This window comes from Tenacibaculum ovolyticum DSM 18103, from assembly GCF_000430545.1.
GTDB classification, from domain to species: Bacteria; Bacteroidota; Bacteroidia; order Flavobacteriales; family Flavobacteriaceae; genus Polaribacter; species Polaribacter ovolyticus.
Window position 1 is genome coordinate 79636 of sequence record NZ_AUMF01000016.1, and the last position, 16156, is coordinate 95791.

14 protein-coding genes are annotated in these 16156 nt (G+C 28.4%); 2 read left to right on the forward strand and 12 right to left on the reverse strand.

Going from position 1 to position 16156, the window contains the following annotated elements; translation table 11 throughout:
* Nucleotides 1-10: 10 nt before the first annotated feature.
* The 12 genes from H518_RS19350 to H518_RS0106090 all read right to left on the reverse strand — a co-directional run bounded on the left by H518_RS19350 (nucleotide 11) and on the right by H518_RS0106090 (nucleotide 13054).
* Nucleotides 11-523, reverse strand: coding sequence for a hypothetical protein (locus H518_RS19350; RefSeq protein ID WP_051263682.1), 513 nt, complete (start codon nucleotides 521-523; stop codon nucleotides 11-13).
* A gap of 136 nt (nucleotides 524-659) precedes the next feature.
* The gene (locus H518_RS0106040) at nucleotides 660-1061 is read right to left on the reverse strand and encodes a hypothetical protein (protein ID WP_028888229.1); all 402 of its coding nucleotides are present in this window, start codon (nucleotides 1059-1061) and stop codon (nucleotides 660-662) included.
* A gap of 2 nt (nucleotides 1062-1063) precedes the next feature.
* On the reverse strand, nucleotides 1064-1525 hold the full coding sequence (locus tag H518_RS0106045; protein WP_028888230.1) for an SRPBCC family protein: 462 nt from the start codon (nucleotides 1523-1525) through the stop codon (nucleotides 1064-1066).
* A 113-nt stretch (nucleotides 1526-1638) separates the two neighbouring features.
* Nucleotides 1639-2202, reverse strand: a complete 564-nt coding sequence (locus H518_RS0106050; RefSeq protein WP_028888231.1) for an Lcl C-terminal domain-containing protein — start codon at nucleotides 2200-2202, stop codon at nucleotides 1639-1641.
* Between the two features lie 41 nt (nucleotides 2203-2243).
* Nucleotides 2244-3380: a ferritin-like domain-containing protein gene (locus H518_RS0106055; RefSeq protein ID WP_028888232.1), complete on the reverse strand. Its 1137-nt coding sequence runs from the start codon at nucleotides 3378-3380 to the stop codon at nucleotides 2244-2246.
* Nucleotides 3362-5002, reverse strand: a complete 1641-nt coding sequence (locus H518_RS0106060) for a GMC oxidoreductase (RefSeq protein ID WP_028888233.1) — start codon at nucleotides 5000-5002, stop codon at nucleotides 3362-3364. Before H518_RS0106060 ends, H518_RS0106055 begins: the two co-directional genes overlap by 19 nt.
* Complete coding sequence (locus H518_RS0106065) at nucleotides 4999-5538, reverse strand: hypothetical protein (RefSeq protein ID WP_028888234.1); 540 nt, start codon at nucleotides 5536-5538, stop codon at nucleotides 4999-5001. The genes H518_RS0106060 and H518_RS0106065 overlap by 4 nt, the downstream gene beginning before the upstream one ends.
* Nucleotides 5539-5553: 15 nt before the next feature.
* Entirely contained in the window at nucleotides 5554-7161 is a 1608-nt protein-coding gene (locus H518_RS0106070) for a phospholipase D-like domain-containing protein (RefSeq protein WP_028888235.1), read from the reverse strand.
* 864 nt (nucleotides 7162-8025) lie between these two features.
* Entirely contained in the window at nucleotides 8026-8163 is a 138-nt protein-coding gene (locus H518_RS21050) for a hypothetical protein (protein WP_155995175.1), read from the reverse strand.
* Between the two features lie 108 nt (nucleotides 8164-8271).
* Nucleotides 8272-9978, reverse strand: coding sequence for a helix-turn-helix domain-containing protein (locus H518_RS0106080; RefSeq protein ID WP_028888236.1), 1707 nt, complete (start codon nucleotides 9976-9978; stop codon nucleotides 8272-8274).
* A complete protein-coding gene (locus tag H518_RS0106085; RefSeq protein ID WP_028888237.1) occupies nucleotides 9978-10829 on the reverse strand; it encodes a thiopeptide-type bacteriocin biosynthesis protein in 852 nt (283 codons plus the stop codon). The genes H518_RS0106080 and H518_RS0106085 overlap by 1 nt, the downstream gene beginning before the upstream one ends.
* Nucleotides 10829-13054: a lantibiotic dehydratase family protein gene (locus H518_RS0106090; RefSeq protein WP_028888238.1), complete on the reverse strand. Its 2226-nt coding sequence runs from the start codon at nucleotides 13052-13054 to the stop codon at nucleotides 10829-10831. Before H518_RS0106090 ends, H518_RS0106085 begins: the two co-directional genes overlap by 1 nt.
* Nucleotides 13055-13367: 313 nt before the next feature.
* Here H518_RS0106090 and H518_RS0106100 point away from each other — a divergent pair, with 313 nt between their 5' ends.
* Nucleotides 13368-13871, forward strand: coding sequence for a UpxY family transcription antiterminator (locus H518_RS0106100; RefSeq protein ID WP_028888240.1), 504 nt, complete (start codon nucleotides 13368-13370; stop codon nucleotides 13869-13871).
* A gap of 122 nt (nucleotides 13872-13993) precedes the next feature.
* A complete protein-coding gene (locus tag H518_RS0106105) occupies nucleotides 13994-16105 on the forward strand; it encodes a non-ribosomal peptide synthetase (RefSeq protein ID WP_028888241.1) in 2112 nt (703 codons plus the stop codon).
* Nucleotides 16106-16156: the final 51 nt, after the last annotated feature.

Genomic DNA, 16156 nt, shown 5'->3' on the forward strand with positions numbered 1-16156 from the left:
TTTTAAAAAACTATTTAATTTTTTCGAAGTCTAATTGAATATTTATTTTTTTACCTGAAATAGTAGCATATATTTCATCACCCTTTTTCCAATACTTTATTTTATTCGGAGAATCGAGTTTTTTATTCGGATAATTTTTTAGGTTATTCTGACAAATGAATTCTTTAGAATTAGAACTTGTCATTTTAAAGGAAGAAGGTGTTAATTCTCCTTTTAATTGAATTTCAAAATCCCAATTATCATTAGATTTTATAAGTTTAAACTTTTCTTGGTATATGGTATCTGTATTTTGAGTTGTATAACTAAACCCGATGTATTCGGTTTTGCTTATTTTTTTCCAATTCTCAAAGGTTTCTTTACCAACTACTTCGTTAGTTCTTTTCCACTTACCTAATAGCCAATCAAAATTATCGACTGTTTCAATAGGTTTAGTAGCAGTTTTTGTTGTTTTAGCTTTTTTTGTTTTCTCAGAATTACAAGAGATAACTAAAAAAAAAATAAGTAGCATAAATATTTTTTTCATGTTTCTGTTTTTAGATAGCGTGTAAAATTTTAGAATTATTATAACTTCTATTCTTTAGTAATAATTTTCAATGCCCATTTAAGTATTCAAAATAGACATTGAAAAGACTAAGTGTTACTAAAATTAAATAGTGCTTTTATTTATAATAATTTCGATCATCTGGTGCTTCATTTAAAGTAAATGTATGTTGGTATTCAGGATCGTATACATTTAAAATAGTATAGGTTCCATCAGTTTGCCACGACTCTCCATCCCAAGTACCATCAGCACTTAATGCTTTGTAAATATGTTGAGATTGAATAAGAACACGCCCCCAGAAAAGCCATTTTCCATTTATATTATGTACAAAATATACTCGTACAGGATCCATTTGAAAAATTCGTGCACTTGGTTTGTTTTTAAACTCAAATACTTTTCCTTTAACATCCTCTAAAGTAATAGGATGCTTTTTATGTTTTTCTAATTGAAAAATAGTTACAGGAAATCCCTGATCAGTGGTTAATTCTAATGTATCATTAATTTCTACGAAACTTCCCATTTTTATATGTTTTGGTTATTGATTAATCTTCCTCCAAATTTGTTTATCAAACTGTTAAATCCATTTTGATAAAATTGCGTTAGTCCATCTTCAGTAGCATAAAATTTAGAAGACCATTGTACCAAACAACGTTTGTCTAATTCAGTTTCTATAACTTGAATTTGAGCATGGTATTTTTGTGTTGTTTCTCCCCATGCACCTTTATGCCATTTGTATTTATAGCGCATATTTTCATTATCCATAAAAACTAATTCTTCCCAGGTTGGAGTTTGCCCTGGAAAACTTAGTTTTCGGCGAATATCTCTTTCTTCTCCTTGTTCTTCAGGAACTTCACAAATTGGAATATCTGGATGCCATTGATTAATATTGTAAAAACCTCCTACTAGATGCCATACTTTAGCTGCTGAGGCATTTAGTTCACATACAACAACCACGCGCCAATTTTTATATTCTTTTGTGTTCATTTTATAATGCTTTTATTTATTGTTAGTTAGGTTTGTTTAAATTTTTATTAGCTAAGCATTGGTATAAATAAGCTTAGTTTAACAGCGCCTTAAATAATAGTATTTATAAGTAATTAAAATGAACGAACTGCTCTTACGCGACAACTATGGTTTTTAAGATCGGTAAATATATTACCCTCTAAAAAGTATTGAGCCCACGCAAAGTTTAGGTCTAGTTCAGTAGAACTCCAATAAAAATCACTCGCAAAATTACCAACTTCTTTATTTGGAGGATTAGCACCACGACCAATATTTGTAAACATTAGACTTAGTTCTTTTTTTGATGGTAAATACCAATCTGAAAAACCATTTAATTCTAAATCATAACAAAGCTGAGCTGCGTATGGTTTAACACCTTGACTTATAATAATTTTCTCTGTATTGGCTTTTCCTGAACCAACAATACTATCAAAAGTTTTGGTATTCGTAAAAGCTCCATAATGCCATTGGCTACCTGTACTTTGATCTTGAGGAGCACAAACTAACCCGTGTTTACCTGTTGCATCTAAATAGAATATAATTCCTCCTAGTTCTGAAACATTTTGACCGATACGATATTTTGATGTATTCTTACCTTGAGCAAAGAAATTGAAAGTAGCAAAAAGTAAAAAAGCGAATAAAATATGTTGTTTTTTCATTATTATAATTTTTATTAATTATTGGTTTGGTTGAGGTTGTTTTAGATAAGTCTGAAGCTAGGTCCGTAATTTTTAGATTTCCCAGGAATTGGAATTTTCATTAATGGTAATGCATATTTTTCTAGTTTAAACATTACTTCGATAGCATTAACTAAGGCAGCTTGCCCTCTTCCATCAATTGCCCAAGCTTCTTCTAAAAACTTAACTAATTCGGTATACACTTCATCAAAACTATTTGTTAGGTGCCATACTTCTTTAGTCACATCAGCTTCTTTGTATCCTCCTTTTGGAATTCTTGCAATAGTGTAGGTTTCAGGACGTGGATTTGGATCTTTAAAGTAATATTTGTCACCCTCTTGAACAATTTTCTTTTGGTAAAAAACTTCCCAAAAACGATAGAAATGAGCTAAATTATCCATTCCTGTACTTGCAGGTGTTACATCTTCAGATCCTTCTCCTTGTTCTTTTATCATATCGATGGCTTTTGAAACGCTACCAGCATCTGCCATTACCCACCAAGATAAAGGCCCTGCTAATTGACGTTCAACATTCATCTTTGGTTGAAGTTCTTGAAACAATTCATTAATTCGATCGTATAATTCGCCAATAGTTGTGTTGTGCGAATAATCTTTATTGTGCTTTCCTTTTTGTAGAATTCCATTCTCATCAGGTATGTTTCCAATATCTACCAATTCACCTGAATCGTAATCGTAAATATCAGCAACTTCTTCTGGCAATTCTATTTCCATAAAATTACGGAGAGAACTATCATTTAACCCTTCTAAATATAAAAACAGTTTAGGGTGTACACCTCCAGGAAGCCCAGAAGGAAAGCTCAACCTGTTTTCGGTATTATAAATTTTTGGTTCTCCGCCAATTCCGGCAATCATATTACAAACCATTGCCATATGAAGCATTTCTTCTTGAAAGATATTACGAATAGATTTTGCTACTTCACATTTATTATCTTTAATAGTCCACATTGCTTGCAAATAAATAGGAATAGTTGCGAACTCAAGAATAACAGCATTATTAAGCAATTCTTTTAAAATAAACATTTTGTCATCATGCTCTTCGCATGCAGTTTTTTTAGAATGCGCTATAAGTTCTTGTACATTGTTAATTTTAGAAGCTTGCTCTTGAAATTTATTTTTAAAATTTATAGTTGATGTTCCCATTCTTTCTTTTTAGATGTTTCTGTTAATTTTGAAGGATTAGTAAGGTGTTCAACCAATCGAAAGGCTAATGCAGTAAGTGTTAATGTTGGGTTTACTGCACTTCCTGTAGGGAAAGCAGCATTTGAGCATACATATAAATTGTCTGTATCATGTACACGCATAAATTTATCTGTAACACTATTGCTTGGAGATGTTCCCATTCTTGCAGTTCCGGTAGTATGATGGCCACCTGGTTTATCTACTCTAGATGAGGTGATTTCTAAGCCCATTTTTAGAATAATTTCTTCTAGCAATTGTAAACGGTCTTTAGCATTCGCCATTTCTTCATCTGTACGACTAAAATGTACTGTTGTTTGTGGTAACCCAAAACGATCTACTCCAGGTCTTGCCTCTAAGCGATTACTATGTTTTCCTTTCTCTTCAAGAAAAGCTTGAATATTAACTTCCATTTCACCATAAACAATAGCATCAATTTCTTCACGCGTTTTACCATCAATCATAAGCTGAGCTATATCAGTATTCGGTGTAGTTCGATTTTTAAACATAAAAATCTTACCTTTTTTTTGATGCTCTTTAGTATTGTAGCTATGTGACATTAACGTTGGGAAATCATACTCTTGAAACCATCCGTTAGGATTTGATTTAGCTTTTCCAACAACATTTAACATAGAGTGAGATACTACAAAACGCCCAACTAAATCCTGGTCGTTACCAATACCATCTTTCCAGTAGTTATTTTTAGAAGCTCTTAATAGTTTAGGAACATTGTAAGCGCCAGAAGCTAATATTACTGTATCTCCAGCGACCGTATGTTCTTTGCCATTATGATTATCTGTAAAAGTAACAGAGTCTATCTTTGATTTTGAACTTACATTTACATGATGTACTGGTGAATTTACTAAGACTTCAAAGTTTATAAAACGAGGATCATTTTTTAAATCATCTAATACATATTGCGCATTAAATCGCCCGCCAATAGGGCAGTACTTGCAGGTACCTGTGGTCATACATTTACGATAACGTGCAACAGGCATTTTTCCAGATTTTATTTTACTTTTTGTCCCTGGGTTTATATCTCCGTCTTGATATTTAACATCCAATTGTTCCCAAGCTTTAATCATTTCACCATCTGCTGCAGTCCACTGAAATGGGGGCACAGGATATGGTTTTGATCTTGGTACCCAATTTTCATTTTCATCTCCACAAACTGATAAATAAGATTCAGCGTCGTTGTAATAAGATTCTAAATCTTCATAGTTTATTGGCCAATCAGCTCCAAGACCTGTATTGGTATATAAATTAAAGTCTTCAGGTTTAAATCGTAAAGACCAAGCTCCCCAGTGCATTGTAGAACCTCCATAGGCTTTTACACGAACACCATCTGTTTGGTATTCTATGTTTCCTGTAGAACCAGCTTCAAATTTTTGATCGTAGGTATATGTATACGGTCGTTCACCTTTTGTTATATAATCCCACCAAAAACGTCTGTCTTTTGCTTTAACTTCTGGGCCAGCTTCTAAAATTAAAATTGATGTATCGTGTTTATGTAATAAGAGTCCTCTTGCTACTGTTGCAGCTGCTACACCAGCACCTACAATTATATAGTCATATTTATTTTTCATAGGTTTTCTTTTTTAGAATAAATAGGGTCTTCATCAAAAGCACGGACTCTAGGGGTACGGTTATAACGTGTGCCTGCTAAAAAGCCATGGTAATTTTTGGCTTTTTCGCCACCATTTGCGTCTCCCCAACTTTTAAAACCTCCTGCGGTAACCTGCATTCTTATAAATTCATTAACAACAAATATTTTGCAATGTGCTAAACGGGTTGTAGGTGGAGCACTATTATCAACGCCACTTTCAAAAAATAATTTATTTAAGGCGTGTTTTTTACCATATTGAGCATATAATTCATTTAAAACATATATAGCATTAACATATTCTCCTGTGTAATTTGGAGCATTATCAGTTTTAGCTTTAAGCATTTCAAGCCATGAGCTTTTTTGGTTATTAGAATCGTAAATCGTATTCTGCCAAGCCTCTCCAATAGCTTCGAAAATTTCCCATAGAACTTCTTTATTTTCATGGGTAAGTTTTTGACCTTCAGCAAATATTAGGCTTGCAGAAATTTGTTCGTTACAAACGGAACCTCCTATCATAAATTTCTGTTTTTATTATTTATATAATTCACGTTCCATATAATGCTGCGTGCCTTTTTTAAAGTGAATGTTTGTCCAAGAGTTATCTACAGTTAAATAGTCACTAAAGTATGCTTCATCGAGCCCATGATTAGCCATTTGATCACGGAATTCGTAATGGTTAAATAATCGAGAGAATTCAGTAAGATAAATATCGACTACTTCTGTATTTCCTCTAATAATAACCATATTCTCATCGTTATTTTTTGTTGAAGCTTCCGAGAAGTTTGCTGATCCTGTTATTAGTGTTGGATCATCTGATAATGGATCTAAGAATAAGTATTTTGTATGTAGGTATTTTACATGATCATTTAATCCTGTAAGGTGTTCTGTTTCCCAATTTTTTAAGCCTTCTTCGTTTATTTCACTTTGGTTTAAAATAGCACCTAGTGCTATTCTATTATTTTTAGTGTCTTTAAAGGTGTCAAATGTTTTACCTTCATGTTCTAATAAAATGTAACGTAAAGATTCGTTTTCTTTACTCATAATATCAGCAAAATCTTGATTTACGCCAAATGCAGCAGTAAACCCAATAGATTTATTAGCTTCTTTTATTTGTTGTCCGTACCATTCTAATACACTTAAGTCTTCTCTAGGACTAAAAATTGGTGTAATTCCTTGATCGACTTTACCTGAAGGAGTTGGTGTGTGTTTATCATTTTCAGGACGAATTTCTTTCATTTCTGGATTTTCAGAAAGGCGTGTCCAATATTTAAAATAATCAGCAGCTATTTTTTCATCTCTAATAATATGTCCAACATTTGACTGTCCAAAAATTCCTCCTTTGGTAAAGTTGGTTGATCCCATCCAAACTTCTATTGGTTTTCCTTTATGTAGTAGTACAATGTATTTATTATGTTTAATTGAAGAGTTTGCTGATCTTGGAATCATTAATTTTTCAACTCCAGGAACTTTAGCTGTTGCTTTGTCAGTACTTTCCCATGGGCCTCTTTTTGAACGGTCGTATATAATTTTTACATCTGCGCCTTTTTCTGAAGCGTTAAATAGTGCTTGAATTACAGGTACGTGATCAAATTCATATGCAGCTACTCGTAATGAGTAGTCTTTATTTTTTGCTTCAGAAATAAAAGCTAACATAGCTTCTTCTAAACCTCTTGATAACCATTTGTAGGCTTCGTTATTAGGTATTTTATCAGGGCTTTTATTCTCAAATTTTTTAGAGTAAGCCTGACCTACGGTACCGCGATTAAAAAAGACTCCGTGTGTTCCCGAATTAGGATTTTCTGTAGAAATTTCTACAACAATTTCGGTTCCATCTTTTCTGTTTTTGGGAGTTCCATAAACAGGTGTAGCTGAATATTGATAGGTTGTATTGGGGGTAGCAGTATAATCACCCCAAAAAAAAGTTTGAATAAGGTTTAAGTCGCTTTTATTTTCTTGTTTTTCAAATTCTTTAAAACCTTTTAGATTCGTTGTTTTTCCTGTTAAAAGGTCTTTACGTTTTAAAATAAAACCAAGTAATTCTTTTCTGGCATCAGTATTTACATCTAAACAGAGTAGTACAACGTGAGTTCCTGTTATTACGTGTAATGAAACACCATCTTTTTTGTTTCTTAATCTCATAAATTCTGTAGTTAGTTTATTGTTCTTTTTGTTTGGTATTAGTGTTTTGACTATCGTTAGTATAGGAATTATAAATGCTGTTTTTTAGCGTTAATAATTAGAGAGGTATTAACAATAATCATTGTTTTTAGTCTTTAATTTTTTAAAAGACTATTGAGAGAGGAAAAAAATAATTCAAAAATATTTTTATACATATAATTTTAGGTTAGTTAGTTATTATTTTTTGTTACTAGTAATAGCTGTGTTTAGTATAATGGGGGTTATTTCTAGTAATTTTATAGATAATCTTTTGTTGTTATATGTTTATTTAAATTAATAGATGTTTGTTTTATGTGTAGTTTTATTTGCTTTGTGTTTTGTTTTTAGTAGTTTTTTTGGTGTTCCCTTAGTTTTTGTTGAAATCAAAAATACTTTTTAATAATAAAAAAAGAGACGAAAAAACCGTACTTTAAGTAAGGTAAAACCGTAATTGTTTTTCCAAATTTGGGATAAAAATAATGAGGTTTGTAAAAAAATGTTATTACAGATTATTATTTGATTATGAGGGTAGTATAAATGGGTATGAAAGAAGTTTTTTAGAATATTGTAGTTTTATATTGGATGTATTTAAATATAAAAAGACTTTACTTTGATAAATTAAAGAGTGGATAATGGTTTCTTATTCGTTATTTAATAACTAATAATTAGAATTCTTATTTTATTGCTTTGTTTAGTGTAGGAGAGTAGTAAGTAAAATATAATGTAAAATAGCATCTGAGATTATAAATTTTGAGAAGCTATTTTACATTAATTAAGTTTATTTTTTATATATAAAAGTAATGAGGTTAGTTAATTTATATATTTAGTTAATAAAATAATTACTTTTTAAATTGAAATACCTTTAGTGTCAACAGTATCATTATTTGCATTATCACCACCAATTATTTTATGTAGGTTTTTAATTTTTGCAATTTGAAATTTTTTAAGACTTAATTTACCTTTTTGTTCTAGTTGTTTTTTCATTAGATTATACCTTTAAGTTTCAACAAAACTACCTATTAATTTTACGCTTTTTGTTTTATTTATATTGAAATTGATAAATTTCAATATAAATAAAACAGAGGTAAGTGGTTAGTAATCAGTTTTTTTTGATTCGTTTATTTGGTTGATGAAATAGACGATAGAAATTCCAGTTTGCTTTTGAAAAGCTGTTGAAAATGATTGAGCTTTATTAAAACCAACCTCTTCAGCGATAGCTTGAACAGTATAATTCCTAAAAAGAGTATCAACTTTCAATTTATCTATTGCATAGTCAATTCTTAATTTATTTATGTAATTTGGAAAATTAACTTGCTTTGAGCTATTTATAATTTTAGATAAATAAGAGCTATTTGTTTTTAGTTCTTTAGCAAGTACATTTAAAGTGTAATTTTTTTTTATGAATTTATTAGATTTTTCAAAAAGTAGTAATTTATGTAAAATGTCTTTTACTAATTTTTCAGATAATCCAGTAGTATTGGTAGTTGTAATTTCTATTAATTTTTTATTATTAGATGTTTTTTTCTTGTTTTCATGCTCATGTATTAATGTTAAAAACCTTTTTTTGTTTATTCTATTTTTTTTAAAAAAATAAAAAGCAGAAAATAAGAAAAGGGAAGTCAATATAATTAAAACTAAAATACTTGTTTTATTAAAAGAGTTGTTTCTATTTAATTCTGAAATGAGTCGTTCCTTTTCAGTAAGAAGAAGTGGAATTTCATATTTGTAAACTATTTCTTTATTTAAATCACTATGTTTAATTTTAATAATACTATCTATATTTAATAAGCTTTCTATGGTTTTTAAATAACTATTGCTATTATTATTTTTATAATGCTTTAAGAGAAATTCATAAGATTCTTTAGCTTGAAAAATAATTTCTGGATTTATTTTATATAATGAATCATTTTTTTCTAAGTACTCAATAGCTTTAGAAATATTATTTTTTCCAAGAAAAGACTTATATAAATATAAATTACTTCCAGCTAAAACTGTTTTCTCGTTTCTTAGTAATTTATTACTTTTTAGTAAGCTGTCAATAGCTAAATCATATTGCTTCTTAAAGTTTTTAGTAATTCCATAAGATAATAGAAAATAAGGGTATAAATATTTTTCGTCATCCTTTAGGCTCTCTAATATGCCTCTTTTATTAATTATTTCAGCAGAATCTAATTTTTTATTTCTATTGTAAGAATCTGCAAGGGCAAATAATGATTTTAGATATTGTTTTAAATGCTTTTCCTGCTTTTTTTTAGTATCAAAAAATAATAAATTTTTTCTGAAAATTATTAAAGATTCATCTGACTTATTAATTTTATTTTTTAATAATCCAATATAATGTTTAACACATAATTGTCCATATTCATCATTAGAAATTGCATAATATTCATTTGCCTTTAAATAATTCTCTAATGCCTCAGAATGTTTTGCTAAATAATATAATTGAATTCCTTTTTGCAAATAACCTTTTGCTGGATAGGAACTGTTTTTTCTTTTTATATTAAGAGATAAAATACTATCAGTATACTTTATAGCTAAAGGAGTGTGTTCATATAAATTTGATAAAAGGTAGTAACTATCAGCTATTTTAATAAAATCTTGTTTCTTTTTAGCTTTTGATAATGAAGTTTTAGCATTTCGTATTTTAATAGAATCAGAAAATGATTCTTTATAGTCGGTTACTATAGGATTAAAATCTTGATTATATAATGAATCTAACTGTTCTTCTTGAGCCTTAATTGTTGATATAATAAAAAAAAGAAGAACAAGGAAAGAGTTTTTTTTGAAAAAAAGAATCATTAACAATGTTTTTTTTGGTTAATAATAAAGTTATAAAATCGATATAAGTTATCATAACAAACTAATTCATGTAAGCGTTGTTGATCTCTAAACATCCGATTGATTGTCATATGTATGTAATTAGATAATAAATGATTAATATTATCTTGTGTATTTTTTTTACAGATCATTTTCTTAAGAGTTTCGAGTTCTTTTTTCTTAGTATGTAATAAATTAATTAAAGGTTGGTATTCAATATGATTTTGCATTTCAAGAAATGTAATAATTTCTTTTTTTAAACCATTATGTTTTTTATAAAGTTGTTTATTCAAGTTTTTATTTGCGTTAAATTCAGCTTTAAAAGCTTCTAAATTTTCTTTTACAAAAGAGAGTTTAGTTTTGGTATTAAAGTCAAAAACTTCAAAAAGAGTATTTATAGAGCGTAAAGCAAACATAAAAAGGACGGTGTCGTCTTTTATTAAATCTAAAGATTTTAGACATGTGTTACTATCTATAAAAAAAAAATGTTCAGTTTCTTCAATAGTATTTTCACCATATCGTTCTATTTCTCTAGTATAAGTATCAGCTTGTACTTTCCAAATTAAATCATTTTTCACATAATTAGATATTGCTTTGTTAATGTGGTTTATAATGAATCCTAGTTTATTTATGTCATTAAAATGAAAACGAATACGTAAATGTGGATTTGGATCTGTATATCTAATAAAAAACCATTTATCTATTAATTTTTTTTCTAATAGTGCTTCTGTAAGTGGTTTTATAGAATCGACTAAAACCATGTCAGCTGTTCTTTTTCCACAATATAATTTATAGTACAACCATTCATCTCCTAATATAAAAGTTCGTTTCATTATAAATCTATCTGGTTTAGTTTTTCTTGATTATACAGTGTCATAATACACTCATTTGTAAATTTTTCATTTTTTCTATTTACTATAGTTTCTTCTGTAAATAAAAACTCTTCTAGAGTGCACTTTTTTTTATTTTTTACACTTGTTAAAAGGAGTTGTATACTCTTAAAATGTTCTAAATCGATTAAAAGTGTATTATCTTGTTCTACTAATTGAACATACTTTGGCATTTGTAAACGAATTCTCCATTTATGGATTATTGATAATAATAAAACCTCAACATGAAAATGGACCATTAATGCTTTAATATCTATTTCTTTAACATGCCATTTGGCTTTTGATAAAATAGACTCTTTATAAGTAACTCTTGGTAAAAAAGAATGCTTTTCTGTAATTTTAGGCCATGAAAAACCTAAGTATAGCCTTTCTTTTTGAGATTGTAAGTCACATAAAAAATGATAAATAGGTAATCCTTTTAATTCATAATTGTGGGCATTAGTAAGTTTCGGTAATACTTCTTTGTTTAGTTTTTTTGATGTAAGAATAATCTTGTTGTTTTGTATAGATATCCATAAATCATCAATTGAGATTTGTTTAGATAAAGGTAATGTCGATTTTGCTAAATAAGGAATTTCATAAGCTCTTAAATGAGGTCTTTTTAAGATATTACCAGTTCTCGCTTCTGGTAGATGCGTAATTTCTGCTATAATTTTATCGGGTTGTAATTGTTGTTCTAGGTTGGTAATTTGTTTTAAATGTTCTAATAGTTCTGCATCTCCATAAGAAAATCGAGCCAATAAATTTCCAGCATTTGCACTTAGTCCATGTACGATAAGACATTCTTTATTATTAATTTTTAAAACTTCTGTAAAAGCAGATAGAGTATCTGGTAAATCATTCCAATTAGATTCAATATGTTCAAAATCGTTATCAGTAAGTGGTATTGAAAATTGATGGTTATTTTCTGCTTTTAACAATTTTTGATAAATAATTTGGTCAATTTCATTCCAAAGAATATTTTCTTCTGTAGTTGTTTTTTTTTGAGGAAATACATCTTCTAAAAAAGGAGTAGTGCCAGAAATAGAATTATGTTGAATATAACCAATGCCAAGTTCTATGTCTAACACTTGTGCTAAAGGCATTTTTCTAGTCTCATAACGTTCTAAAAATGATTTTTTGAATTCTTCTAGTTTTTTATTAAGCTTTAAAGGAGAAAGTTTATTTAATAAAGGAAGCAATTTTTTAATAGTGTAACCATGTGTGGTAGCTAAAGAATTTGCAGTTGTTTTAATAAATAAATCTGTTTGAAAAATATATTTTTCTTCATATGGTGCACCTATTTTTTTTATTGAAGAAAAACTATTTTTATAGGGAGTTGGTGTATTTCCTATTTTCTTATCTATTGTAGTTAAATGTTTTTGTAATAAGGTTAAAAGTGAAGTGTTTTGTTTTGTCCTTTTTAATGAACTTATCTTATTAACGAATAAATTTAGGCAATCATTTCCTGTAATGTTTAATTCTAATTCGCTTACGAGTATTTGATTATCTATTAATGATGTAATAAAATTATTAGCATTATCAAAAGATACATCATTATCTATAATTTTATTTATTAATTGAAGAATTGTCTTTCCTGTTTGAGCTTCTTTGAGTATCTTCTCTAAATAAAAATTATGTTCAACGGCCTCAATACTGTAATTTTTATTTGCTTTTTCTAACTGATACTCTATATAACGATATTGATTTGCAACTTTATAAAGTGTAGAATTCGGAAAAAATAATAATTGGTTTTTAATTACAGGATTAGTTAAAAAACTATTTAATAGAGAGGATATATAATTTGTATCATACTTGGTTATTCTTTGATGCTGTTCAATAGGCGCTAACTCAATTTTAGAATTTTTATTGAAACTTCCAATAGAAATACCTGCAAATAACCCGAAGGGGGTACATCTAGTCGAAGCTCTAATTGCATATTTTAAAAGTGTATTACTAAGGCTTCTTTTTTCTGAAGAAGTATTTATGTTTTTTACGAAAGAGTTACATAGCTTTTTATATACATAAGGAGAGGCTAAGTAAATAGCTTCTTTTAGTATCTTATTTTCCCAAATATTTCTTAAAGGTTTATTTTGTGTAAAGATACTTTCATGAAAATTTATGGACAAAATAGGTGTTCTTAAGCAGTATTTTTCTGAAAAATGGTACGGATTTTTTGTTCTTTTCATAGAGTAAGTTAGCAGTTTGGTATACAAATATAACTCTTTTTATTTTTTTTAAAGACTTTGGGTTATTGTGTTGTTTTTGAGATTTTTAGGTGCTTTTTTGATGGTTTATTTTTATGAATTTCAATAATGAAATTCATAAAAATAAAGATATATCATTACTAGATTCAAAGACTTATATGTTTCTTTGGATTGAAGAAGTTCGGTTTACAGTAATTAAAAAATCAAAACTCTTTTTCTGTTTTTATTTAATAGTACTCACTGTGACTGAGAATAGCGAAGCTATATCCAAAAATTAATAAAGTAATATTTTCATATGAATTTTAATATAGGTTGGCATGTATTATATGTTAAATCCCGTTGGGAAAAAAAAGTAAATGAATCTTTACAAGAGCTTTCTTTAGAGTCATTTTCACCAGAAGTGAAAACAATTAGACAATGGAGTGACCGAAAGAAAGTAATTTTAAAACCTCTATTCCCTTCATATGTATTTGTGAATATTAATTCCTCTTTGGAGTTACATAAAGCATTATCAGTCAATGGAGCTTGTGCTTATATACGTTTTGGAAAAGAATATGCCAAGGTTACCGAAAAAGAAGTGAAGCAAATTAAACTTTTGATTAATATTAATGATATTAAAGATGTTGGAATGGATACAAAGAAACTTAAAATTGGAGAAATTAAACAAATTACTAATGGTCCCTTAAGTGGATTAGAATGTGAAGTGCTTAAAGTGGGGAATGCTAATAAGATTAGAGTACAAATAAATTCATTACAGCAAAATATTGTGGCTACAATTTCAGAGAGTTGTCTCATATAAATTTAAAAGGATATTTAACATTCGATTCTCTTGTTATAATAAATTTTCATGGCAATAGATTTTGATGATTATTGCGTGACCTCAAATAAATTGTATAATTGATTCTTGCAAAATAACGGAAAATGCAAACAGAAAATTACATTTGCAAAACTCTTATTGATGTTTTGTATAGTCAATCGAAAGAAATTAAAAAAGGAATTCGATTTATAAAAAGTAGTAACGAAGAAGAATTTATTTCTTACTCTAAATTTTATATACAAGTTATAAAATATTTAGGAACCTTACAAAACACAAAGAATTTAAATAAAGGAGATGAAGTAATTATTTATGAAGAAGATAATCATAAGTTTTTAATAGGATTTTGGGCTTGCTTACTAGGAGGTTACATTCCAGTTCCAGTGGCAGTAGGAAGTAAAGAAGCACATAAACTTAAGTTTTTTAGAATATGGGATAACCTTACGAATCCAAATATTTTTACCTCAATAATAAATTTAGAAAAATTAGTAACCTTTGAAACAAAAGAATTACAATTAATAGATAGTTTTATTTTAGAAGAAAAATTTTTAGATTCTTCTGAAGTTTTTAAAGGTGAAGAAATGGGGATAACTGTTGAAGTCTTGCCTAACGATATTGCTTTTATACAATACTCATCTGGTTCAACGGGCAATCCAAAGGGTGTGATTTTAACGCATGAAAATCTTAGTTATAATATTTATGATTTAAAGGAAAGCTTTGAGTTAGACGCAGAGGATGTTTTTTTTTGTTGGATTCCATTAACTCATGATATGGGTATGATTGCATTTCATCTAACAAGTTTAGTTACAAATTGTAATCAGTTAATAATGCCTACCGATTTATTTATAAGAAGACCTTTATTATGGATGGAGAAAACTAATGAACATAGAGCTTCAAAATTATGTAGTCCTAATTTCGGTTATCAATATTTTTTACTTGCATTGAATAGAAAAAAAGAAAATGAAATTGATTGGGATTTATCAAGCGTAGAAACAATAATAAATGGAGCTGAACCTATTTCAGCGAAAATTTGTTCAGATTTCACAATTGCACTTTCAAAATATAAAATGCATAAACACTGTATTTCTGCATCTTATGGGTTAGCAGAAGCATCAGTAGGTGTAAGTGTTAGTAAAACAAAAAAACCTATAAGAGAATTTTATGTTTACAGGGATTCTCTTTCTATTGAAAATAAAATTCAATTTGCAGATGAATACCGTGAAGGGAAAACATTAAACTTTGTGGGTGTTGGAGAATTATTATTAAGTACCAAAGTTTCTATAAATGATGAAAAAGGAAACCCTTTAGGTAAAAACACATTAGGTTTTATAGATATTAAAGGCAAAAATGTAACTAAAGGATATTATAAAAACCCAGAAGCCACAAAAGCTGTATTTGTTAAAAATGATTGGTTACGTACAGGTGATTTAGGTTTTGTTTTAGAGGATGATACTCTAGTAATTACTGGAAGGCATAAAAATATGATCATTATTCAAGGGCAAAATTATTATGCGCACGATATTGAAAATATGATTATTGGTACGGCTGATATTTCCTTAGGAAAGGTTGCGGTATGTGCTGTTTCTGGTAACGGAGAACAAAAAGAAAAACTATTAGTTTTTGTATATTATAAGAAAAAGGCAACTACTTTTTTAAACACCATAATTACTATACAAGAAAGATTATCTAATGCTGTAGGTATTATTCCAGAAGCAATTATACCAGTAAGAGAAATTCCGAAAACTACTAGCGGAAAAGTACAACATTCTGTTCTTTTAAATAAATATAAGAAAGGTGATTTTAATGAAACTATAAATGATATTAATGAAGGCTTTGTTGAGTATACCATTGAAAACTGGATATCATCAACAAATCCAATAAAAGAGATAAGTAATTGGCTAGAAAAACAATCAAAACAATTACTTCATTTAAAAGATTTGAACTTAAATTTAGATATTCCACTTGCAGATCAGGGATTTAAATCTATTCATGCATTACAATTAAGTCAAATTATAAAAACAAGATTGAGCATAAATACAACACCAACAATTTTATATAAATACCCTACGGTGTATAAACTATCAGAATATATATATAGCGAATTGTTTGATTCAGATAAAGATAGCTTACAAGAAAACATCATCAAAGATGATACTGTTTTATTAAACGAAATAGAATCTCTTAGTGAAGAAGAGGTTTTAAGAATATTGGAACTCTAATACCTGTAAAATTCAAAATAGTATTCCCTACTATTTAAGTTTAAGTAGCAA

Coding starts and splice junctions, on each gene's coding strand:
- H518_RS0106080 (WP_028888236.1), bottom strand. CDS start 9,978: ATGATTCTTTTTTTCAAAAAAAACTCTTTCCTTGTTCTTCTTTTTTTT.
- H518_RS0106085 (WP_028888237.1), bottom strand. CDS start 10,829: ATGAAACGAACTTTTATATTAGGAGATGAATGGTTGTACTATAAATTA.
- H518_RS0106050 (WP_028888231.1), bottom strand. CDS start 2,202: ATGAAAAAACAACATATTTTATTCGCTTTTTTACTTTTTGCTACTTTC.
- H518_RS0106090 (WP_028888238.1), bottom strand. CDS start 13,054: ATGAAAAGAACAAAAAATCCGTACCATTTTTCAGAAAAATACTGCTTA.
- H518_RS0106070 (WP_028888235.1), bottom strand. CDS start 7,161: ATGAGATTAAGAAACAAAAAAGATGGTGTTTCATTACACGTAATAACA.
- H518_RS0106065 (WP_028888234.1), bottom strand. CDS start 5,538: ATGATAGGAGGTTCCGTTTGTAACGAACAAATTTCTGCAAGCCTAATA.
- H518_RS0106100 (WP_028888240.1), top strand. CDS start 13,368: ATGAATTTTAATATAGGTTGGCATGTATTATATGTTAAATCCCGTTGG.
- H518_RS21050 (WP_155995175.1), bottom strand. CDS start 8,163: ATGAAAAAACAACTAGAACAAAAAGGTAAATTAAGTCTTAAAAAATTT.
- H518_RS0106060 (WP_028888233.1), bottom strand. CDS start 5,002: ATGAAAAATAAATATGACTATATAATTGTAGGTGCTGGTGTAGCAGCT.
- H518_RS0106055 (WP_028888232.1), bottom strand. CDS start 3,380: ATGGGAACATCAACTATAAATTTTAAAAATAAATTTCAAGAGCAAGCT.
- H518_RS0106045 (WP_028888230.1), bottom strand. CDS start 1,525: ATGAACACAAAAGAATATAAAAATTGGCGCGTGGTTGTTGTATGTGAA.
- H518_RS19350 (WP_051263682.1), bottom strand. CDS start 523: ATGAAAAAAATATTTATGCTACTTATTTTTTTTTTAGTTATCTCTTGT.
- H518_RS0106105 (WP_028888241.1), top strand. CDS start 13,994: ATGCAAACAGAAAATTACATTTGCAAAACTCTTATTGATGTTTTGTAT.
- H518_RS0106040 (WP_028888229.1), bottom strand. CDS start 1,061: ATGGGAAGTTTCGTAGAAATTAATGATACATTAGAATTAACCACTGAT.